Below are 20,759 nucleotides of genomic sequence, written 5' to 3'. Positions count from 1 at the left end.
ATGGGCATGGGAACGGGCCGGCCGTCCCCATGCAATGTGCGTTCGATACCGACACTGTCAGGCGCCGACAGCGAGCTTCTCCTCCTCATGGCTTTCCTCTTTTTCGTTGCCCTTGAACCAGCGCGCCGCGCGCTTGCCCAGGCTGTCCAGGTAGGTGTATGCCACCGGCACCACCACCAGGGTCAGCAGGGTTGAGGTAATCACCCCGCCGATCACCGCGCGCCCCATCGGCGCCTGCGATTCGCCGCCGTCGCCCATGCCGATCGCCATCGGCAGCATGCCGAAGATCATCGCCAGGGTGGTCATCAGGATCGGCCGCAGGCGCACCTGGCCGGCTTCCAGGATCGCATCGTGCTGGCTCTTGCCCTCGCGCTGGCCGTGGTTGGTGAAGTCGACCAGCAGGATCGCGTTCTTGGTCACCAGCCCCATCAGCATGACGATGCCGATCACCGAGAAGATGTTCAGCGTACTTCCCGTCACCAGCAGGGCGATCAGCACCCCGATCATCGACAGCGGCAAGGACACCATGATCGCGATCGGCTGCAGGAAGCTGCCGAACTGCGAGGCCAGCACCAGGTAGATGAAGATCACCGCGATGCCCAGCGCGGCGCCGGCCGCGCCCATGGTTTCGGCCATCTGCTCGGCGTCGCCGCCGACGTCGAAGCGCACGCCCTCGGGCAGTTCGATGCTCTTCATGGCCAGCTTGACGTCGCCGTCGACGTCGCCGGTCGGACGCCCTTCGGCGCTGGCGTAGATCGCCACGCGCCGTTCCAGCGCCTGGCGCTTGAGCACCTGCGGGCTGGTCGAAGGCACGAATTGGACCACCTGGCGCAGCGGCACCATCACCGGATTGCCTTCGGCATCGCGCTTGGTCGAGGCCACCGACAGGTCGGCCAGGTCGGCCACCTTCTGGCGGCCCGACTTGGGCAGCTGCACGTTGACGTCGTAGTTCTGGCCGTCCGGCGCCATCCAGCGGCTGATCTGGTCGCCCGCCACGAAAGGCCGCAGCGCCAGGCCGATCTGCTGGGTCGACAGTCCCAGGTCGCTCGCCAGCTCGTTGTCGATCTTGACGACGGTGGCCGGATTGGCGCCTTCCTGGCTGTATTCCAGGTCGGCCACGCCCTTGATCTTGCGCATCTTGTCCATCAGCTGCTGCGCCACGGCGTCCAGCTTGGCCTCGTCCTGGCCCAGGATGGCGATGAAGATCGGCTTCCAGCCGACCGACATGGTGATGCCGGCGATCGGTTCGAGGCGCGCGCGGATCAGGCGTTCGACTTCCTTCTGCGAGCGGCGGTGCGTCTTGTTCACGTCCGTCAGTTTCAGGTTCATCTGGGCCGTGTGGCGGCCGTTGTCGGTGCCGACGGTGGTGATCGCGCTGTCGATTTCCTTGAACTCCTTGAGCGCCGCTTCGACCTGCTGCATCTTCTGGTCGGTGTATTCCAGGCTCGATCCGACCGGGGCCTTGAACTGCATGTGGATGTAGCCGTCGTCGGTCTCGGGGAACATCTCGCCGCCGATCATCGGCATCAGGGCCATGCTGCCGACGAACAGGGCCAGCGCCAGCGCCAGGGTGGCCTTGCGCCAGCGCAGCGCCAGTTCCAGCACCCGGCCGTACCAGACGTGCAGGCGTTCGACGCCATGCTCGATTTTCTCCATGCCGCGTCCCAGCCACGGCACGTACTTGAAGCGGTCCTTGACCGGATCGCGCCACACCGAGGAGAGCATCGGGTCGAGCGTGAAGCTGACGAACAGCGACACCATCACCGCCACCGCCACCGTGATCCCGAACTGCAGGAAGAAGCGCCCGATGATGCCGTCCATGAAAGCGACCGGCACGAACACGGCCACGATCGCAAACGTGGTGGCCATCACCGCCAGCCCGATTTCGTTGGTGCCGTCGTTGGCGGCCCGGGCGTGGCTCTTGCCCATGCCGAGGTGGCGCACGATGTTTTCGCGCACCACGATGGCGTCGTCGATCAGCAGGCCGATGCACAGCGAGAGCGCCATCAGCGTCAGGAAGTTGAGGGTAAAGCCGAAGAACTTCATGGCGATGAAGCTGGCCATGACCGAAATCGGCAAGGTCAGGCCGGTGATGATGGTGCTGCGCCACGAGTGCAGGAACAGGAACACGATCAGCATGGTCAGCACCGCGCCTTCGATGATGGTGCGCTTGACGTTGTCGAGCTGCTTCTGCACGCGGTCGGACTGGTCTTCGACGATGTTCAGGTGTACGTCGGCCGGCAAGGTGGCGCCGAGGGCGCTCACCGCCTTCTTGATCGCGGTGCCCACTTCGACCACGTTGGCGTCCTGGATCTTGGTCACTTCAAGCGTGATGGCGCGCTTGCCGTTCAGGCGCGAGATCGAGGTTTCTTCCTGCTCGCCGTCGATCACGTCGGCCACCTGGTCGAGGTACACCGGGCCGCTGGCGCGGCGCGCCACGATGATCTTGTTGAAGCCGCGCGCATCCTTGATCTTGCCTTCGATGCGTACCAGGCGCTCGGCCGCGCCGTAGGCGATATTCCCGGCCGGCAGATTGGTGTTGGTGCTCTGGATCGCGCGCAGCACTTCGTCCACGCCGATGTTCTGGCTGGTCAGGCCGTCGGGCCGGATGTGGACCAGGATCTGGCGGTTGGTGGTGCCGTGCACGCGCACCTGGCCGACCCCGGCCACGCCCTGCAGGCGCTTGGAAATGACCTGTTCGGTCAGGGTCGACAGCTCGCGCAGCTTGCGCGTGTCGGACATGAGCGACAGTTCGACGATGGCGCGGCTGTTGTCGCCTTCTTCACGGGCGATGAACGGTTCCTTGGCTTCCTTCGGAAAACCGGGGCGCGCCAGGCCGATCTTGTCGCGCATGTCGGTCATGGCCTTGTCCATATTCGTCGACAGGTGGAATTCGACCTGCACGCCGGCCCGGCCTTCCCAGGAATTGCTGCGGATTTTCTTGACCCCGCTGACGGTGTTGATGGCTTCTTCGAGCGGGCGCGTGATGTCGTTTTCCACCTGCTCGGGCGAGGCGCCCGGGTAGTTCACCTGCACCCAGGCGAAGGGAATGGCGACGTTGGGCATGCTTTCCACGCCCAGGCCGCGGTAGGAGAACAGGCCGAGCACGACCAGCGCCACCATCACCATGGTGGCGAACACCGGATTCCTGATACTGGTTGTTGTGATCCACATGGTGTCAGCCTTTCGGGGCGGCGGGGGCCGCCGGCACGGCCACCGTGGCCGCCGGCTCGATCAGCTTGACCTGGCTGCCCGGCTTGACCGCATCGAGCCTGGCGGTGATCACGCGCGCGCCGTGTTCCAGGCCGGCGGTGACTTCGACCATGCCTTCATCCTCGTTGCGCAGGCCGAGGGTGACCGGGCGCGCGACGACCTTGCCGCCTTCGACCAGGTAGACCACGTCGCGCTCCTGGTCCTTGCGCAGGGCGGCGAAGGGCAGCAGCGGACCGACCGCCGATTTGTGGGTGGTGATCGATCCCTTGGCGAACATGCCGCCGCGCAGGGCGCTGTCGGCATTGTCGACGCTGATGTAGACCAGCATGGCGCGCGAGCCGGTTTCGGTGGTCGGGTTGATGCGCGCCACCTTGCCGACAAAGGTGCGGGACGGGTAGCCGTCGACCCGGAAACTGACTTCCTGGCCGATTTTCACGCGCGGGATGTCGGAGGCCGGCACCTGCGCTTCGAGCGTCAGCTGGTGCAGGTTGACGATGGAAAACACCGCCATGTCGGGCGCGAGCTTGTCGCCGGCCTGCACGTGGCGCTTGCTGACCACGCCCGCCAGCGGCGCGCGGATCACGGTGTCGTTCAGGGCGATGCGCGCCAGGTCGACCTGGGCCTGGGCGGCGCGCACGCTGGCGCGCGCCAGCGCCACGCTGTTTTCGGTGGTGTCGTAGGCGTTCTGCGAGATGTACTTTTGCGCGAGCAAGGCCTGGCTGTTGGCATTGTTCTTGGTGGCCATCGACAGGCGCGCAGTAGCTTCGTCGAGCGCGGCCTGCTGCTGCGCCAGGCGCGCCTGCTGGTCGGCCTGGTCGAGCCGCGCCAGTACCTGGCCGGCCGCCACGTTCATGCCTTCCTGCACGGTCGTCTCCAGCACCTGGCCCGAGACCTTGGACTTGACGGTGGCCTGGGTCAGCGGCGCCAGCGAGCCCGACAAGGGCAGATGGACGCTCAGGGCGCCGGCGGCGATGGCCGCCACGTCGGCGCGCGCCAGTTCGTATACCGGAGCCGCCTTGGCGGCCTTGGCGCTCGCCTTGGCGTTCGCCTCGGCGTTCGCCGCGGCCGGCTTGGGGCCGGCCAGGGCGAACCAGGCGCCGGCGCCGGCGGCGACGGCCAGCGCGCCGAGCGCGGGAGCGCGCCAGCGCGTCTTTGTCTTGAGGGGGGGCAGGGCCGGCGCGCCGGGCAAGGTCTCGAGTTTCATGGTGGCTTGGTCTTCTTCTGGTCGGGCGGTTGCTGGGGCGATTCGGGAGCGCGGCCGCTCCGTCCTGGAGGCAGGATGGAGGCGGGTGCGCATGTTGTCACTATAGAAAATCGGCGTCCGGCCCGCACGCCGAATGCGACAGACCGCCGTTCCGGCACGACGAAATGCAAAAAAACCCGACAAAACGCAAATTTTGCGGATAAGAAACAATTGCGCCGCCCCTGGCTTTGCGTGCGCGCAAACGGAAACCGAACCCGCGTGGTCAGAATGAGTCTAATCAAACGAGGGCCCGGCCCTCGCCACCGACATGAAAGGATGACCGTGAGTGCTGACACAACTGCCCAAGAGGGCGGTTTCGAGCCGGAAGGACCGGGACGCGAAGCGCTCGACGTCCTGTACCGCTTCGTCGCCGCCCTGGAACTGGCGCCGACGGTGGCCGTGCACAGCATCGACCGCAATGGCATCGTGCGCTACTGGAACCATACCTGCGCCGACGTGTTCGGCATCAGCGCGGCCGAGGCGGTCGGGAAACCCCTGACCAGCCTGGCCTCGCACCTGGATCGCGAGGCCGATTTTCTCAGTACGCTGGACACGGTGTGGCGCACCGGCCGCTCGGCCCCGCCGCGCGACTGGCACATCCGGCGCCTCGACGGCGCCGAGCGCTGGCTGTATTCGACCCATTTCCCGGTGCTGCGCGACGGCGTGCCGCAGCAACTGTTCTGCATGGAAGTCGACATCAGCAAGCGCAAGGTCGACGAAGCCGAACTGCTCGCGGCGGGCGCCAATTTCCGCCAGCTGTTCCAGCGCTCGACCGACGCCATCGTGCTGATCGAAGGCAACCGCATCATGGACGCCAATCCGGCCGCGCTGGCGCTGTTCCGCTGCGCCGGCAAGCAGGATATTGCCGGCAAGACCCTGCTCGACTTTTCGCCCGAGGTGCAGGCCACCGGCGAAACCTCGACCGTGGCCGACGCCGCCGTGACGGCGCGCGCCTTCATCGACGGCAACTATCGCTACGAATGGGAGTTCGCCCTGGCCGACGGCACCCATTTCTGGGCCGAGGTGCTGCTCACCTCGGTGACCCTGGACCACGAATTTCTGTCCTATGCCGTGCTGCGCGACATTTCCCCGCGCAAGGCGGCCGAGCACGCGCTGGCCATGGCCGCGCGCGTGTTCGAAAACTCGCGCGACGCCATCCTGATCATCGACCGCCAGTACCGCGTGATCGCCGTCAACCAGGCGTTTACCGCGCTGACCGGCATCGAGGCGGGCGACGTGATGGGCGAGCAAGTGCCGGGCTTGCATTCGGGCACGCACGAACCCCTGTTCTACCAGCAGATCTGGGACGTGGTGGCGGTGCACGACCACTGGGAAGGCGAGGTCTGCTGCGTGCGGCGCGATGGCGAGGAGCGCCCGGTCTGGGTGGCGGTCACGGCGATCCGCGACAGCGCCGAGCAGGTCTCGAACTACATGGCGATCATGACCGACATCACCGAGCGCAAGCGCGCCGAGGAGCAGACCCGCCACCTGGCCGAGCACGATTTCCTGACCGACCTGCCGAACCGCGTGCTGTTTCTCGACCGCCTGCACCAGGCGCTGGTGTCGGCGCGGCGCCAGCACAGCAAGGTGGCGGTCATGTTCCTCGACCTGGACCGCTTCAAGGGCATCAACGACAGTTTCGGCCACCACGTGGGCGACGCCGTGCTCAAGGAAGTGGCCACGCGCCTGACCGGCTGCGTGCGCGGGGTCGATACGGTCAGCCGCCAGGGCGGCGACGAATTCGTGGTGATCCTGGCCGACATCGGCGGGGTCGACCAGGCCGCCCACGTGGCCAGCAGCGTCATGCACGCGGTGGCGCAGCCGGTGCGCAGCAACGGCCACACGATCAGCCTGTCGGTCTCGATCGGCATCGCCCTCTGTCCCGACGACGGGCTCGACGTCGACACCCTGCTGCGCCATGCCGACGTGGCCATGTACCACGCCAAGCAGAACGGGCGCAACGCCTTCAGCTTCTTCAATGCCGACATGAACGCCCACGTCATCGAACGGGTGCAGATCGAGAACGAACTGCGGCATGCGCTGTCGAACCACGAATTCTTCCTGGAGTACCAGCCCGAGATCAACATCGCCAGCGGCCGCACCACCGGCGTCGAAGCGCTGCTGCGCTGGCGTCACCCGCAGCGCGGCCTGCTCATGCCGCACCAGTTCATTGCGGTGGCCGAAGAATGCGGGCTGATGGTCCCGATCGGCGAATGGGTGCTGTGCCAGGCCTGCTCCAAGGCGCGCGCCTGGCGCGACGAGGGCAGTCCGGTGGTGGTGGCGGTCAACCTGTCGGGGGCGCAGTTCCTGCATGGCGGGCTGGTGCACAGCGTGGACGAAGCCTTGCGCCAGTCCGGGCTGGCGCCCGCCTTCCTCGACCTGGAAATCACCGAAAGCGTGATCATGCGCGGCGACGAGGCCGGCATGGCCACCGTGGCCGCCCTGCGCGCGCGCGGGGTGCAGCTGACCATCGACGACTTCGGCACCGGGTATTCCAGCCTGAGCTTCTTGCGGCGTTATCCGCTGACCAAGCTGAAGATCGACAGGTCCTTCGTGGACGAAATTGCCGAGCCGGCCCCGCGTGCCGACGGCGCCGCCTCCGCCAGCCTGATTCCGGCCATCATCGCGGTGGCGCGCAGCCTCCAGCTGCGCGTGACGGCCGAGGGGGTCGAAACTGCCGAGCAGCTGCAGTTCCTGGCGCGGCACGGCTGCGACGATTACCAGGGCTATTACGCCAGCATGGCCTCGGCCGATCCCGACCTCAAACCGCGCGCTTAGGGCTTGCCTGGAGCGCTCAATGCGCTTCGCGCGGGCCGTCGAACAGGCGGATGCGCGCCAGCACCTGGCCGTGGTCGGACGCTTCGGGCAGGGCCAGCGCCACGTGGTCGTTGAGGTAGACCACGTCCACCACTTCGCCCATGGCGTCGGGCAGGGCGGCGTTGAATTGCTCCGACACCAGGATGTGGTCGATGGTGGTGTAGTGGCTGTCGTGCACGATGCTGAACGCCACGTGGCGCAGGTGGTCCTGGCGCTGCTGCAACTGGTAGGCGTCGAACATGCGGTCGCCCAGGGTATTGCCGTTGCCCAGCACGATCATGGTGGTGACCGCGTCGGCCACATCGTTGAAGTCCCCCAGCACCACGCGCGGACGGCGCTGTTCCCTGGCCAGATTGCTCAGGAACACGCGCAGGGCGGCCGCTTCGGTGCCGCGCCGGATCAGCGAGCGCAGGCAGGCCAGGGCGTAGCCTTGCGGGTCTTCGCTGGTGTCGCCGTTGCGGTAGTCGGGGCGCTTGGACTTGAGGTGCACCACCACCACATCCACCGTGCAGTCGGGCGAGACGATCACCGGCACATGGATCACGGCGCGCGAAAAGCGGTCGGCCTCGCGGCTGCCGGGCGGCAGCGCCACGCCGTCGGGGAAGTGCAGGTGGGCCACGCCGGGCGCGGCCAGCGGCAGGCGCGAGACCAGCGCCACGCTCGGCGTGAGGCGTTCGGCGGCCGGATCGGGATCGAAGCCGACGTGGTGGGCGTCGCGGTAGCGGACCGTGCGCGAGAGCGCTTCGCGCAGGGCGGCCTGCGAAAAGATTTCCTGGAAGCCGATCACGTCGGCGTCGAGCAGGTCGATCTGGCGCGCGGTCCAGTTCAGCTTGGCCTCGTATTGCTCCGCCGTGGTGGGCAGGAGATTGTCGTACAGCTTCACGCCAGGCGGGGCGAGGTTATACACATTGAATGTGGCAAAGCGAATTTCTTGCTGCATAATAAGAAACTCCTCATTGAACGTTGAGCGTATCACGCATGGCCAAGAAAGAGCATATTTCCGAAACCCCGGCGACGCAGTTCCTGCGCAGGCACCGGGTCGATTTTTCAGAGCATCCCTATCCCTACGAAGAACATGGCGGCACGGCGGTGTCGGCGCGCGAGCTCGGGGTGCCCGAGCATGCGGTGGTCAAGACCCTGGTGATGCAGGACGAGGCGGCCAAGCCGCTGATCGTGCTGATGCATGGCGACTGCAAGGTATCGACCAAGAACCTGGCGCGCGCGATTCCGTGCAAGTCGGTCGAGCCGTGCAAGCCCGAGGTGGCGCAGCGCCATTCCGGCTACCAGATCGGCGGCACCTCGCCGTTCGGCACGCGCAAGGCCTTGCCAGTGTACGTGGAAGACAGCATCCTGGCGCTGGAAACGATTTACATCAATGGCGGCCGGCGCGGCTACCTGGTCGGCATCGCGCCGCAGGTGCTGGTTGCGCTGCTCGCGGCGCGGCCGGTCCATTGCGCGCTGGAAGAGTAGGGTCCGCGCCGCCACCGGCGCCGCTGGCGCTGGCGGCAATTTCAATATTGAAAGTATTTCTGGCGATAATCGGCCTGAAGTTTCTTTTATGCATCACAATCCGTGGTTTTGTTGCAAATATCTCATGAAAAAATGAACAAATAAGGTATTCAAAAGTCAGCTCGGTCCAGTCCGGCAGGATAATACGCATCCTAGTTGCATAGGAATCAATCCTGAAACGCTGAACCGGAGTAGACATGAGAAGTTTGTTGAAATGCCTGGCAGTCATTGCCTTCACCAGCGGGGTGTTGACCGCATGCGGCGACAACACCGGCGCATCGGATCCCGGCCGCGCGGCCGGCGCCGATACCCCGCCGCCTGTCGTCAGCACCGACGCCGCCGATGCGTCCGCAGCCGGCACGATGTCGGGCGGCGGCGCCAACGTCGACGCCGCCGCCGCCGACAGCGGCGCCGTCCAGATCGCCAACGCCACCACCATGGGCGTCGCTGCCGCCGCCTCGACCACGCAATGGACATTTTGCGCCAACGAGAATAGCCGTTGCGTATTTAACGGTAACCAGACCGTGCGCTATGGCGCGGGCGATCGCTTCGTCAGCAAGACGCTCGGCTGGGGCGCCTCGTGCAACACCGCCACCTTCGGCGATCCGGCGCCGGGCGTGGCCAAGCATTGCGAAGTGACCAGCACCTGGGAAGCCTGCGGCGTCGAGGGCGGACAGTGCGCCTTTACCGATACGCGCACCGTGCGCTACGGTTCCGGCGCCAGCTTCATGAGCAAGACGGCGACCGGCGGCGTGGCGTGCAACAGCAATGTCTTCGGCGATCCGACGCCGGGCATCGCCAAACGCTGCGACAAGGCGCCCGTCACCTGGACCCTGTGCGCCACGGAAGGCGGACGCTGCAATTTCAGCGGCACCAATGCGGTCCTGTTCGGTGCCGATGGCAAGTACTACACCTATACCAAGACCGATGGCGTCGACTGCACCGTGGGCGCCATGGCCAACCCGGCCCCGGGCCTGGTGAAAAGCTGCTTCATCCCCGGCGCGCCGATTGCCGACGCCACGCCGCCGGCTGCTGGCGACCCGCGCATCGGCAGCATCCAGCTGGCGCAGTCGCAACTGTTCGACAGCGGCGACAGCGAGCTCATTCTGATCAACAGCAAGGCGGCGATGGTCAAGGTCAATGCCCTGAGCAACAATCCAGCGGTGGCCAAGCCGGACGGCAAGATCCAGCTCAAGGATGCGAACGGCAATGTGCTGCGCGAAATCGCCCTGAGCAAGCCCGCCGGCGCGCTGCCGGCCACGGTGCCCGTCGTACCCGACAGGAACACCTCGTACATTGGCGTGATCCCGGCCGAACTGGTGCGGCCCGGCCTGCGCCTGAGCGTGCTCCTGTCGAACGGCCAGAGCATGACCATCAATCCGCGCGTCGGCGGCGGCGTGCCGATGGACCTGGTCACGATTCCGGTCCAGATCGGCGGCTCGGTCGGGCGCGTGGTCGGCAACCTGCGCGACTTCGTCCAGGATCGCATTCCGGTGTCGGTCGTGAACCAGACCGGCCGCGCGCCGTATGTCTCGTCGCGCGTGACGCGCCTGCCCACCACGGAAACCGAATGGCGTGACGCCTTCGGCAAGATCCTCGGCGAGATCGCCGACTTGCACCGGCTGGAAGGCGCCAACGCGCGCCAGCACTACTTCGGCTTCATTCCGAAAGCGAGCTACGGCCTGGCCGGCCTGGCCTATGTGCCGGGCACCAGCGGCGTCGCCGCCGATATTCCATCGATGAACGAAGACGGCCTGCGCGGCATCGTGGTGCATGAACTGGGCCACAACTACCGCCTCAATCACGCCGCTTGCGGCGGCGCCGGCTCGCCCGATCCGAAGTATCCCTACCCGAACGCGCAGCTGGGCACGGGCACCCACTACACCTGGGGCTATCTGTTCAGCAGGGCAGCCTTCTTCGATCCGCGCAGCCCGAATACGCATGACATCATGAGTTATTGCGGCGGCAGCACCTTTTCGGACTACAACACCCGCCTGATGCAAGCCTTCCTGACCCCGGCCGACGCGCTCAGGATGGCGGCGGCGAGCGATGCGGTGCAGGGCCTGATCCTGATCAGCGGCCAGATCAGCGGCGACAAGGCAACGCTGTCGCCACTGAAATCCTTCATCGGCCGCGCCAGCCTGCCTGCCAAGGGCGAGTACACCCTGCGCATCGTGACGGCCAAAGGCACGCTCGACTATGCGTTCGGCACGCTGGCGGTCGACCATGCCGAGGACATGCCGGCGAAAAACTTCGGCTTCGCGATTCCGAACCCGGGACCGATTCTCAGCGTGTCGGTACTCAAGGGCACGGCCAGGCTGACGCAGTCGAGCGCCCGCGCGCTCGCCGACAGCGGCATCGACAGCACCACTGCGGCGCAGGTGCAGCTGCGCGAGCAGGCCGGCAAGGTGGAACTGCGCTGGGACCACGTGCGCTATCCTTACCTGACGGTCACCCTGGTCAATGAAGGGAAGCGTTCGACCCTGGCCCAGGACCTGCAGCATGGCAGCGCGGCCTTGTCGCTGGGCCCGCTGCCGGGCGGCGGCGCCTTCGAATTGAGCCTGTCCGACGGCGTCAATTCGGTGCTGCTCAGGCAGGAGCGCGACAGCGCACTGTAAACGGCGCAGGACTGCCTTCGCTAAGCAACAACGGCCCGCAAGGGCCGTTGTTCATCGATGGGCCCTGTTTTTCCCATTCACTTTCAGCCAGGCAATGGACATGCATATTGAATGAAAAGTATAATGAGAATGATTCGCATTTACGTAAATACGAACACCCATTCTCAGGAGTCATGCATGTTTCGCCCCAGCGCCCCGGCCCAAGCCCGTCCCGATTTCACGCTTCCCCGCTTGCATCACCTGGCCCGGGGAGCGCGGATGCTGTGCCTCAGCCTGTGCGCTTGCGGACTGGCGGTCCCGCTCGCCGCGCACGCCCAGCCGGCCGCAGCCGATGCCAGCGCCACCATGCCGGTGATCACCGTCACCGCCGAAGCCGACAACGGCGATACGGAACATTCCGGCTCGTTCGCGGCCAAGAAGGTCAAGCTGTTCAAGGGCATCGAGTCGATCCGCGACATTCCGCAGCCGGTCACCGTACTGAGCCGCCAGTTCCTCGACGAGCGCGCCTTGCTCGACCTGCACGACGTGCTGCAAAACACCCCCGGCGTGACGGTCGACTATGTCGACAGCGAACGGGTCACCTACTTTTCGCGCGGCTACGCGATCGACGCCCTGCAAGTCGACGGCCTGACCATCAACCAGGCCGGCTCGGCCTTTATCCAGCCCGATACCGCCGTGCTCGACCGCGTCGAAGTGCTGCGCGGCGCCTCCGGCATGCTGCGCGGCTCGGGCAATCCCTCGGCCACGGTCAACATGGTGCGCAAGCGCCCGACCGCCACCTTCCAGGGAGCGGCCGGCCTGACGCTCGGCTCGTGGGAGCGGCGCCGCCTGGAAGCGGACATCGGCGGCGCGCTCAATGCCGCCGGCAGCGTGCGCGGGCGCCTGGTGGCCGTAAACGACGACAAGGAGTTCGACCAGAAGGGCCGCAGCGAAGAGCGCAAGGTGTTCTACGGCGTGGTCGAAGCCGACCTCGGCAAGCGCACCATGCTCACGGCCAGCCTCCAGCACACCGACCTGAACGCCACCGGCGCCTGGGGCAACCTGCCGGGCAATCTGGACGGCACGCCGCTGGCCCTGCCGCGCGACACCTACCTGGGCGCCGACTGGAACCGCTGGAATCGCTACAACACCCAGGCATTCACCGAACTCGAACACCGCTTCGACAACGACTGGAGCGTGAAAGTCAACGCCGCCTACACCGAGCTGCACCTGAAAGAGAACGGCTTCAAGCAGACCTACATGACGCGCGCGGCGCGCGAAACCAATCCCTACCTGATGACGGTCACGAGCGCGCAGTACACCGGCGCGGCCAGCGACCAGCTCAACATCGGCGCCAGCGCCAACGGCCCCTTCCACGCCTTCGGGCGCAAGCACCAGCTGGTGCTCGGCGCCGAGAGCACCCGCAACAAGTCGGTCGACAGCTGGGGCCAGGGCAATCTGTACCCGGCCCTGATCGACATCCGCAGCTTCGACCCCTCGTCGACCTATCCGGAACAGGATGTTCCGATGCCGGCCACGAAAAACACCCCGGGCACCATCACCCAACAGGCGGCGTTCGCCACGGCGCGGCTGTCGGTCAGCGATCCGCTCACGGTCCTGCTCGGTGCGCGCGTGAGCTGGTGGGAATCCGCATCCCCGGCCGCGCCGGCGAGCAACTACGCCGTCAATCGCGAAGTGACTCCCTTCGCCGGGGTGGTGTATGCCTTCGACAAGCAGCTCAGCGCCTACGCCAGCTACACCGAGATCTTTACCCCGCAAAACGTCAAGGGCGCCGACGGCATGATCCTCGACCCGATCCGCGGCGAAGATGTCGAGGCCGGCCTGAAAGGCGAATTCCTGGGCGGGCGCCTGAACGCCTCGGCCGGGGTGTTCCGCATCAACAACGTCGGCAAGGCCATCGAGGACAGCAGCTCGATCAACCCTTGCCTGCCGTACTTTACGACCGGCTATTGCCGCATCGCCGGCGGCAAGACCCGCAGCGAAGGCTGGGAAATGGAGTTGTCCGGCCAGCTGCTGCCCGGCTGGCAAGTCATGGCCGGCTACACCAACACGCGCACCCGCTACCTGGTCGACAGCAGCGCCAGCAATGTCGGCCAGCCGCTGCGCTCGATCGATCCGCGCCATGTGCTGCGCCTGTTCACCAGCTACAAGCCGGGCGGCGCCCTGCAGGGCCTGACGGTGGGCGGCGGCGCGCAGATGCAGAGCGACGCCTCGGTCAAGTCGGGGGCGCTGACCTCGCGCCAGGGCGGCTACGCCGTGTATAACGCCATGCTGAGCTACCAGGTCGGCAAGCTGGTTTCGGTCCAGGCGAACGTGAACAATCTGTTCGACAAAACCTATTACAAGAAGTTCGGCCCGACCGGCATCGCCTACTATTATGGCGATCCGCGCAGCGTCTCGGTGTCGCTGCGCGCCAACTTCTGAGGGGCCCGATGCGGCGATGGTGCGCAAGCTGTGTCCGGCCGGGGTGATCGGGCCGCGCCGATGGTGTATATTCACGCCCGGCGCATGGCGCCTGATCACAACACGAGAGACCATCATGAATACAGCAATTTTCGCCATCGTCGCCTACCTGATCGGCTCGATATCCTTCGCCGTGGTGGTGAGCCGCGTGGTCGGCCTGTCGGACCCGCGCACCTACGGTTCCAAGAATCCGGGCGCGACCAACGTGCTGCGCAGCGGCAACAAGGGCGCGGCGATCGCCACCCTGATCGGCGACGCCGCCAAGGGCTGGTTCGCGGTGTGGCTGGCGATTTTGCTGGCGCCAAAGTTTGGCGTGGGCACGGCCGGCATCGCCCTGGTGGCCATTGCCGTGTTCCTGGGGCACCTGTGGCCGGTGTTCTTCCGCTTCGTGGGCGGCAAGGGCGTGGCGACCGCGCTTGGCGTACTGATCGGAATTAACGTCTGGCTCGGCCTGGCGACCCTGGCGACCTGGCTGGCGATTGCCTACGCCTTCCGCTATTCCTCGCTGGCGGCGCTGGTGGCGTCGATCTTCGCGCCGTTCTACTATGGTTTGCTGTTCGGCATTAACGAACTCTTTTTCGCCGTGCTGGCGATGAGCTCGCTGCTGCTGTACCGCCATAGCCAGAACATCGCAAACTTGATGGCCGGCAAGGAAAGCAAGATCGGCAGCAAGTCGGCCGAGGCCAAAAAATAGGGCGTGCCGATGCTTTGTGCCGCTTGGGGCTAGAATGGAAAGCCCGACCGACAGGAGCACCTGGTGACCACGCTGAAAATTGATTTTGTATCCGATATCTCCTGCCCCTGGTGCGTGATCGGCCTGAAGTCGCTGGAACAGGCGCTCGCGCGCCTGGACGGCGTGGCCAGCGCCGAACTGCACTTCCAGCCCTTCGAACTCAATCCGCGCATGGCGGCCGAAGGCCAGGACATCGGCGAACACCTGGCTGAAAAATACGGCGCCACGCCGGAGCAGGGCGCGCAGACGCGCGAGATGATCCGCGCGCGCGGGGCCGAACTGGGCTTTCGTTTCGACATGGATGCGCGCAGCCGCATCTACAACACCTTCGACGCACACCGCCTGCTGCACTGGGCCGAACTGCAGGGGCGCCAGCGCGCACTCAAGATGGCGCTGTTCGAAGCCTACTTTACCAAGGGCGAGAGCCCCGGGGATCATGCCGTGCTGGCGCGCGTGGCGGGCGAAGCCGGCCTGGACGCGGCGGCGGCGGCCGAGGTGCTGGCCAGCGGCGCGTATGCGGGCGAGGTGCGCGAGCGCGAGCAGTTCTACCAGCAGCAGGGCATCCATTCGGTACCGGCGATCGTCATCAACGACCGCCACCTGATTTCCGGCGGACAGCCGCCGGACGTATTCGAACAGGCGCTGCGCCAGATCGCGGCGGCCGCCACGTAACGGGATCAATAACAGGAGCAATAACATGCCTACAGCAAGCTGGAACGGCGCCGTGATCGCCGAAGCGACGGACGATCAGGTCCAGATCGTCGAAAACAATGTGTATTTCCCGATGTCGGCGGTCAGGCAGGAATACCTGCAGCCGAGCGCGACCGAGACAAGCTGCCCGTGGAAGGGCACGGCGAATTATTTCAGCCTGCTGGTCGACGGCGAGACCAATCGCGACGCCGTGTGGACGTACCGCGCGCCGTTCGATGCCGCCAGGCAGATTGCCGGGCACGTGGCGTTCTGGAAGGGCGTGACCGTCCAGCGGTGACGCTGACCCGACGGGCGCTTTTGGTGCGCCGCACAACAACGGTGCCCCAAAGCGCCCATCCCGGGCGCCTCGCGCCCTGCCATGCCTTTCCCCTCACTCTCGTTTCCCGCTGGCACGCCATTTGCTGATGGTGTGTTCACGGCGCACGTCCGCGCCTCGCTTGCCAAACGAGGGAACCATGACTACCGACCGCACCCCCAAGCTGTCCCGCCGCACCCTGCTCAAGGCCGGCGCCGCCTCCCTGACCGGCCTTGCCAGCGGCGGCGTTTTTGCCGCCGGTTCCGACAAACCCGAGAAAGAAGAAATCCGGCTCGGCTTCATCCCCCTGACCGATTGCGCTTCCGTGGTCATGGCCTCGGTGCTCGGCTTCGATAAAAAATACGGCATCAAGATCGTCCTGAGCAAGGAATCGTCCTGGGCCAGCGTGCGCGACAAGCTGGTCAACGGCGAACTCGACGCCGCCCACGTGCTCTACGGCCTGCTGTACGGCGTCCAGATGGGCGTGGGCGGGGCAAAAAAAGACATGGCGGTGCTGATGAACCTGAACCACAACGGCCAGGCCATCACCCTGTCCAACAAAGTGGCCGACAAGGGCGGCGTGGACGGCGCCTCGCTCGCCAAGCTGATGCAAACCGACAAGCGCGACTATGCCTTCGCCCAGACCTTCCCGACCGGCACCCACGCCATGTGGCTGTATTACTGGCTGGCCAGCTACGGCATCAACCCGCTCAAGGACGCCAAGGTGATCACCGTGCCGCCGCCGCAGATGGTGGCCAATATGCGGGTCGGCAATATGGATGGCTTTTGCGTGGGCGAGCCGTGGAATCACCGCGCCATCGTCGACGGCGTCGGCATCACCGCCGCCACCACCCAGGACATCTGGAAAGACCATCCCGAAAAAACCCTCGGCACCACCCTGGAATGGGCCAGAAAATACCCGAACAGCGCGCGCGCCCTGATCGCCGCCGTGCTGGAAGCGAGCAAATGGATCGACGCCGGCCTCGTCAACAAGACCAAAATGGCGGCCACCATCGCCGACAAGGCTTACGTGAACACCTCGGTCGACGTGATCAACCAGCGCATCCTGGGCCGCTACCAGAACGGCCTGGGCAAGACCTGGGACGATCCGAACTGCATGAAGTTCTACAACGACGGCTCGGTCAACTATCCGTACTTGTCGGACGGCATGTGGTTCATGACCCAGCACAAGCGCTGGGGCTTGCTCAAGGCCGAGCCCGACTACCTGGGCACCGCCACCAGCGTCAACCAGGTCGGGCTGTACGCCGAGGCCGCCGCCATGGCCAGGGTGAGCGTGCCGAAGTCGCCGCTGCGCAGCGTGAAAATGCTCGACGGCACGGTCTGGGATGGCAAGCATCCCAAGGCCTACGCCGATGCCTTCAAGATCAAAGCCTGAACCGGGAGCCCATGATGAGTGCCGTACTGGAATCGATGACCCCGGACCCCGCCCCGCTGGCCGCGCCCGCGCCCGAAAAACGCCCGCGCAGCGAACGCCTCGCCAGCCAGGGCGTGACCTTGAGCAACGGCAAGCCGCGCCTGCGCGCCTTCTTCCTGGCCGTGCTGCCGCCCGTGCTGGGGCTGGGCTTGCTGGTCTTGCTGTGGCAGATTTTGTCGCTTAATAACAGCAGCTTTCCCTCGCCCGCCGTGACCCTGGCCGAAGCGCTGCGCATGTTCGCCGACCCCTTCTACCGCAACGGGCCGAACGACCAGGGCATCGGCTGGAATATCCTGGCCTCGCTCAAGCGCGTGGCGCTCGGCTTCGGGCTGGCGGCGGCGGTCGGGATTCCGCTCGGCTTCATGATCGGGCGCTTCCGTTTTTTGGCGGGCATGTTCAATCCCATCATCAGCCTGCTCAAGCCGGTCTCGCCGCTGGCCTGGCTGCCGATCGGCCTGCTGGTCTTCAAGTCGGCCGATCCGGCGGCGATCTGGTCGATCTTCATCTGCTCGATCTGGCCGATGATCGTCAACACCGCCGCCGGCGTGCAGCGCGTGCCCCAGGATTACATGAACGTCGCACGCGTGCTGCAACTGTCGGAATGGAAAATCTTCACCAGGATCCTGCTGCCTTCGGTGCTGCCCCATATGCTGACCGGCGTGCGCCTGGCCGTCGGCACGGCCTGGCTGGTGATCGTGGCGGCCGAAATGCTGACCGGCGGCGTGGGCATCGGCTTCTGGGTGTGGGACGAGTGGAACAATCTGAATGTGCCGCACATCATCATCGCCATCGTCGTGATCGGCGTGGTCGGGCTGGTGCTCGAACTTGCCCTGGTGGCGCTGGCCACGGCCTTTACCTATGAAGAAGCGGGGAGCTGACATGAACAAGAAATTCATTGAAGTGCAGCACGCCGAGATGGTGTTCGAGACGCGCAAGGGCCGCTTCCATGCGCTCCAGGACATCAAGCTGACGGTGGCGCAGGGCGAATTCGTGACCCTGATCGGCCACTCGGGCTGCGGCAAGTCGACCCTGCTCAATCTGCTGGCCGGATTGACCAGGGCTACCGACGGCGCCCTGATCTGCGCCGGACGCGAAATTGCCGGACCGTCGCCCGAGCGCGCGGTGGTGTTCCAGAACCACTCGCTGCTGCCATGGCTGAGCTGCTTCGAGAATGTCTACCTGGCGGTCGAACGCGTGTTCGCGCACAGGCAGTCGCGCAGCCAGATGCGCGGGCGCACCACGGCGGCGCTGGCGCTGGTGGGCCTGGGCGCGGCGGCGCACAAGCGTCCGCACGAAATCTCGGGCGGCATGAAGCAGCGCGTCGGCATCGCCCGCGCCCTGTCGATGGAACCGAAGGTGCTGTTGATGGACGAGCCCTTCGGCGCGCTCGATGCCCTCACGCGCGCCCATCTGCAGGACGAATTGCTGCGCATCGTGGACCAGACCGGCTCGACCGTGGTGATGGTGACCCACGACGTGGACGAGGCGGTGCTGCTGTCGGACCGCATCGTGATGATGAGCAATGGCCCGGCCGCCACCATCGGCGACATCGTGCACGTGCAGCTGGAGCGTCCGCGCGCGCGGCTGGCGCTGGCGCACGATCCGCTGTACATGGCGTACCGCACGCGCGTGCTGGAGTTCCTGTATCGGCGCCAGGCGCGCCCGCAGGCGGCATGAGCAATGCCGGTGCGGGCCGACTGCCCTGCGAACATGCAGCTGGGCGCGCCCTCGTTCAGGCGATATCGAGCACGATCGGCTGATGGTCGGACGCCGCCGTTTCCGACTGCACTTCCACCTCGGAAACGCGCGGCGCCAGGTCCCTGGTGACGAAAAAATAGTCGAAGCAATCGGCCCGCTCGGGCCATCTGAAGCCGTGCAGGCCGGCGGTGGGCGCGCGCGCGATCTCCGGATGGCGCAGGCGCCAGGCGTCGACCAGCGGCAGCGCGATGCTGTCGTCCGGCGCGATCAGTTCCCGGTAGTCGGGCGAATCGGGCGTGAAGTTGAAGTCGCCGCAGTAGATCGCCGAGCCGGGCCGGAAGCCGAGCTGGTACGGCGGGTCCATGGTCGGGTCCGGCTGAAAGATGCGCGCCCGTTCGCACGCTTCCCAGTGCAGGTATTTGAGATGCCGCACCTGCGCCATGCGCTGCAGCGGCGAATGGTATTCCAGGTGCGTGGTCAGCACGCGCACCTTGCCGCCGGGGGCATCGACGACGGCCTCGATCAGCCCGCGCGGCATGCCGGCCGGACTCTCCGGATCGGGCGGCCACGGCAGCAGGTAGCGGTGCACCTGGTTGATGCGGTATTTGGAGAGCAGCATATTGCCGAACTGGCGCGGCTGGTTGTTCTGGTAGATTTCGCTGGTCGGTTCGATCACCGGCTGGTAGCCGCCGAAGGCGCCCGCCAGCTGGCGGAACTGGTTGGAGGTCGCATTGCCTTCGAGCTCGGCATGATTTGACGCAACTTCTTGCAGGCAAATTACATCGGGATTTAACTTGCGCAACACATCGATGATGGCGTGGATGCGGATCCTGCCATCCTTGCCGCAACCCCAGTGAATATTCCAGCTAACAACACGCATACCGCACCTCCGGAAAAACAGAACCGGGGGAGTGTGCCATTCTTTGGAAAAAGGCGGTACACGGTAGGATGGCCGCGCGGCGGATTGTCAGACCGCCTTGAGCTCGTCGAGCGGCCAGCGCGGGCGCACGTTGAAGCTGTAGTCGCGCGTGGCGGCGCCGGGATTGATCTGCAGGCGCATGGCGCCGGCAAAGGCGATCATGGCGCCATTATCGGTGCAGAATTCCAGCTCCGGATAGAACACGCGGAACTTCCTGGCCGAGGCGGCGGCGTTGAGCGAGGCGCGCAACTGGGCATTGGCGCCGACGCCGCCGGCGATCACCAGGCGTTTCAGGCCGCTGTGGCGCAGGGCGCTGACGCACTTGGCGGTCAGCACGTCGACGATGGCGTCGACGAAGCCGCGCGCGATATTCGCCTTGTCCTGTTCGCAGATATTCGCGACGATTTTTTCGTCGTGGTTCTTCACCACCGTCAGCACCGCGGTTTTCAGGCCCGAGAAGCTGAAGTTGAAGTCCTTCGAATGGAGCATGGGGCGCGGCAGCTTGTAGGCCAGCGGATCGCCGAATTCGGCCAGGCGCGAAATCGCCGGCCCGCCCGGATAGCCCAGGCCGAGCAGCTTGGCCGACTTGTCGAAGGCTTCGCCGGCCGCGTCGTCCAGCGTTTCGCCGAGCAGGGTGTACTGGCCGACGCCGTCGACCCGCATCAGCTGCGTGTGGCCGCCCGAGACCAGCAGCGCGATGAAGGGGAACTGCGGCGGATCGCTGGCCAGCAGCGGCGAGAGCAGGTGGCCTTCGAGGTGGTGCACGCCGAGCACCGGCTTGTCGAGCGCCAGCGCGAGGCTGCAGGCGATCGAGGAGCCGACCAGCAGCGCGCCGGCCAGGCCCGGGCCCTGGGTGTAGGCGACGGCGTCGATGTCGGCCATGGCCAGGCTGGCGCGCGAGAGGGTTTCCTCGAGCAGCGGGATGGCGCGCCGGATATGGTCGCGCGAGGCCAGTTCCGGCACCACGCCGCCGTATTGCTCGTGCATGGCGACCTGCGAATGCAGGGCGTGGGACAGCAGGCCGCGTTGCGTGTCGTACAACGCAAGGCCGGTTTCATCGCAGGAGGATTCGACGCCGAGAACGATCATGGAAGGTGCACAGGAT

General features: G+C 65.8%; 15 protein-coding genes. 10 read left to right on the top strand and 5 right to left on the bottom strand.

Translation table 11 applies throughout. The features are described 5' to 3' along the window. Positions 1–57: 57 nt before the first annotated feature. Complete coding sequence (locus EJB06_RS24065; RefSeq protein WP_126076566.1) at positions 58–3,174, bottom strand: efflux RND transporter permease subunit; 3,117 nt, start codon at positions 3,172–3,174, stop codon at positions 58–60. Between the two features lie 4 nt (positions 3,175–3,178). Further along, positions 3,179–4,417, bottom strand: a complete 1,239-nt coding sequence (locus EJB06_RS24060) for an efflux RND transporter periplasmic adaptor subunit (protein ID WP_126076565.1) — start codon at positions 4,415–4,417, stop codon at positions 3,179–3,181. Between the two features lie 315 nt (positions 4,418–4,732). Between EJB06_RS24060 and EJB06_RS24055 the strand changes: the two genes are divergently transcribed. After that, positions 4,733–7,234 carry a sensor domain-containing protein gene (locus tag EJB06_RS24055; protein ID WP_229427253.1) on the top strand — a complete coding sequence of 834 codons (2,502 nt, stop codon included), beginning with the start codon at positions 4,733–4,735 and terminating at the stop codon, positions 7,232–7,234. Between the two features lie 16 nt (positions 7,235–7,250). Here the strand turns inward: EJB06_RS24055 and EJB06_RS24050 are convergent, their stop codons facing one another. After that, the gene (locus EJB06_RS24050) at positions 7,251–8,213 is read right to left on the bottom strand and encodes an endonuclease/exonuclease/phosphatase family protein (protein WP_126076563.1); all 963 of its coding nucleotides are present in this window, start codon (positions 8,211–8,213) and stop codon (positions 7,251–7,253) included. Positions 8,214–8,251: 38 nt separating this feature from the next. Here EJB06_RS24050 and EJB06_RS24045 point away from each other — a divergent pair, with 38 nt between their 5' ends. From EJB06_RS24045 to EJB06_RS24005, 9 genes are all read left to right on the top strand, one after another. Then, positions 8,252–8,743 (top strand): aminoacyl-tRNA deacylase, encoded by a 492-nt coding sequence (locus tag EJB06_RS24045; RefSeq protein ID WP_126076562.1) that lies wholly within the window; start codon positions 8,252–8,254, stop codon positions 8,741–8,743. A gap of 236 nt (positions 8,744–8,979) precedes the next feature. Continuing rightward, positions 8,980–11,400, top strand: a complete 2,421-nt coding sequence (locus tag EJB06_RS24040) for a M66 family metalloprotease (RefSeq protein ID WP_126076561.1) — start codon at positions 8,980–8,982, stop codon at positions 11,398–11,400. A gap of 177 nt (positions 11,401–11,577) precedes the next feature. Then, positions 11,578–13,824, top strand: a complete 2,247-nt coding sequence (locus EJB06_RS24035; protein ID WP_229427252.1) for a TonB-dependent siderophore receptor — start codon at positions 11,578–11,580, stop codon at positions 13,822–13,824. A gap of 115 nt (positions 13,825–13,939) precedes the next feature. Further along, positions 13,940–14,557 carry a glycerol-3-phosphate 1-O-acyltransferase PlsY gene (gene plsY / locus EJB06_RS24030; RefSeq protein WP_126076559.1) on the top strand — a complete coding sequence of 206 codons (618 nt, stop codon included), beginning with the start codon at positions 13,940–13,942 and terminating at the stop codon, positions 14,555–14,557. A 60-nt stretch (positions 14,558–14,617) separates the two neighbouring features. Further along, complete coding sequence (locus EJB06_RS24025) at positions 14,618–15,268, top strand: DsbA family oxidoreductase (RefSeq protein ID WP_126076558.1); 651 nt, start codon at positions 14,618–14,620, stop codon at positions 15,266–15,268. Positions 15,269–15,293: 25 nt separating this feature from the next. Further along, positions 15,294–15,584 carry a DUF427 domain-containing protein gene (locus tag EJB06_RS24020; protein WP_126076557.1) on the top strand — a complete coding sequence of 97 codons (291 nt, stop codon included), beginning with the start codon at positions 15,294–15,296 and terminating at the stop codon, positions 15,582–15,584. Positions 15,585–15,762: 178 nt separating this feature from the next. After that, complete coding sequence (locus EJB06_RS24015) at positions 15,763–16,998, top strand: CmpA/NrtA family ABC transporter substrate-binding protein (protein WP_126076556.1); 1,236 nt, start codon at positions 15,763–15,765, stop codon at positions 16,996–16,998. Between the two features lie 14 nt (positions 16,999–17,012). Beyond that, positions 17,013–17,915 carry a nitrate ABC transporter permease gene (gene ntrB / locus EJB06_RS24010; RefSeq protein WP_126076555.1) on the top strand — a complete coding sequence of 301 codons (903 nt, stop codon included), beginning with the start codon at positions 17,013–17,015 and terminating at the stop codon, positions 17,913–17,915. A gap of 1 nt (position 17,916) precedes the next feature. Next, entirely contained in the window at positions 17,917–18,714 is a 798-nt protein-coding gene (locus EJB06_RS24005) for an ABC transporter ATP-binding protein (RefSeq protein WP_126076554.1), read from the top strand. Between the two features lie 55 nt (positions 18,715–18,769). Here the strand turns inward: EJB06_RS24005 and EJB06_RS24000 are convergent, their stop codons facing one another. Both EJB06_RS24000 and tsaD read right to left on the bottom strand, forming a co-directional pair. Then, positions 18,770–19,615, bottom strand: a complete 846-nt coding sequence (locus EJB06_RS24000) for an endonuclease/exonuclease/phosphatase family protein (protein ID WP_126076553.1) — start codon at positions 19,613–19,615, stop codon at positions 18,770–18,772. Between the two features lie 87 nt (positions 19,616–19,702). Continuing rightward, a complete protein-coding gene (gene tsaD / locus EJB06_RS23995) occupies positions 19,703–20,743 on the bottom strand; it encodes a tRNA (adenosine(37)-N6)-threonylcarbamoyltransferase complex transferase subunit TsaD (protein ID WP_126076552.1) in 1,041 nt (346 codons plus the stop codon). Positions 20,744–20,759 lie beyond the last annotated feature (16 nt).

Source organism: Massilia atriviolacea (genome assembly GCF_003953935.1).
Taxonomy (GTDB): domain Bacteria; phylum Pseudomonadota; class Gammaproteobacteria; order Burkholderiales; family Burkholderiaceae_D; genus Telluria_A; species Telluria_A atriviolacea.
Note: the sequence above shows the minus strand (reverse complement) of the source record. Positions and strands in the feature narration are given on the sequence as shown.

Coding starts and splice junctions, on each gene's coding strand:
- EJB06_RS24065 (WP_126076566.1), bottom strand. CDS start 3,174: ATGTGGATCACAACAACCAGTATCAGGAATCCGGTGTTCGCCACCATG.
- EJB06_RS24060 (WP_126076565.1), bottom strand. CDS start 4,417: ATGAAACTCGAGACCTTGCCCGGCGCGCCGGCCCTGCCCCCCCTCAAG.
- EJB06_RS24055 (WP_229427253.1), top strand. CDS start 4,733: ATGACCGTGAGTGCTGACACAACTGCCCAAGAGGGCGGTTTCGAGCCG.
- EJB06_RS24050 (WP_126076563.1), bottom strand. CDS start 8,213: ATGCAGCAAGAAATTCGCTTTGCCACATTCAATGTGTATAACCTCGCC.
- EJB06_RS24045 (WP_126076562.1), top strand. CDS start 8,252: ATGGCCAAGAAAGAGCATATTTCCGAAACCCCGGCGACGCAGTTCCTG.
- EJB06_RS24040 (WP_126076561.1), top strand. CDS start 8,980: ATGAGAAGTTTGTTGAAATGCCTGGCAGTCATTGCCTTCACCAGCGGG.
- EJB06_RS24035 (WP_229427252.1), top strand. CDS start 11,578: ATGTTTCGCCCCAGCGCCCCGGCCCAAGCCCGTCCCGATTTCACGCTT.
- plsY (WP_126076559.1), top strand. CDS start 13,940: ATGAATACAGCAATTTTCGCCATCGTCGCCTACCTGATCGGCTCGATA.
- EJB06_RS24020 (WP_126076557.1), top strand. CDS start 15,294: ATGCCTACAGCAAGCTGGAACGGCGCCGTGATCGCCGAAGCGACGGAC.
- EJB06_RS24015 (WP_126076556.1), top strand. CDS start 15,763: ATGACTACCGACCGCACCCCCAAGCTGTCCCGCCGCACCCTGCTCAAG.
- ntrB (WP_126076555.1), top strand. CDS start 17,013: ATGAGTGCCGTACTGGAATCGATGACCCCGGACCCCGCCCCGCTGGCC.
- EJB06_RS24005 (WP_126076554.1), top strand. CDS start 17,917: ATGAACAAGAAATTCATTGAAGTGCAGCACGCCGAGATGGTGTTCGAG.
- EJB06_RS24000 (WP_126076553.1), bottom strand. CDS start 19,615: ATGCGTGTTGTTAGCTGGAATATTCACTGGGGTTGCGGCAAGGATGGC.
- tsaD (WP_126076552.1), bottom strand. CDS start 20,743: ATGATCGTTCTCGGCGTCGAATCCTCCTGCGATGAAACCGGCCTTGCG.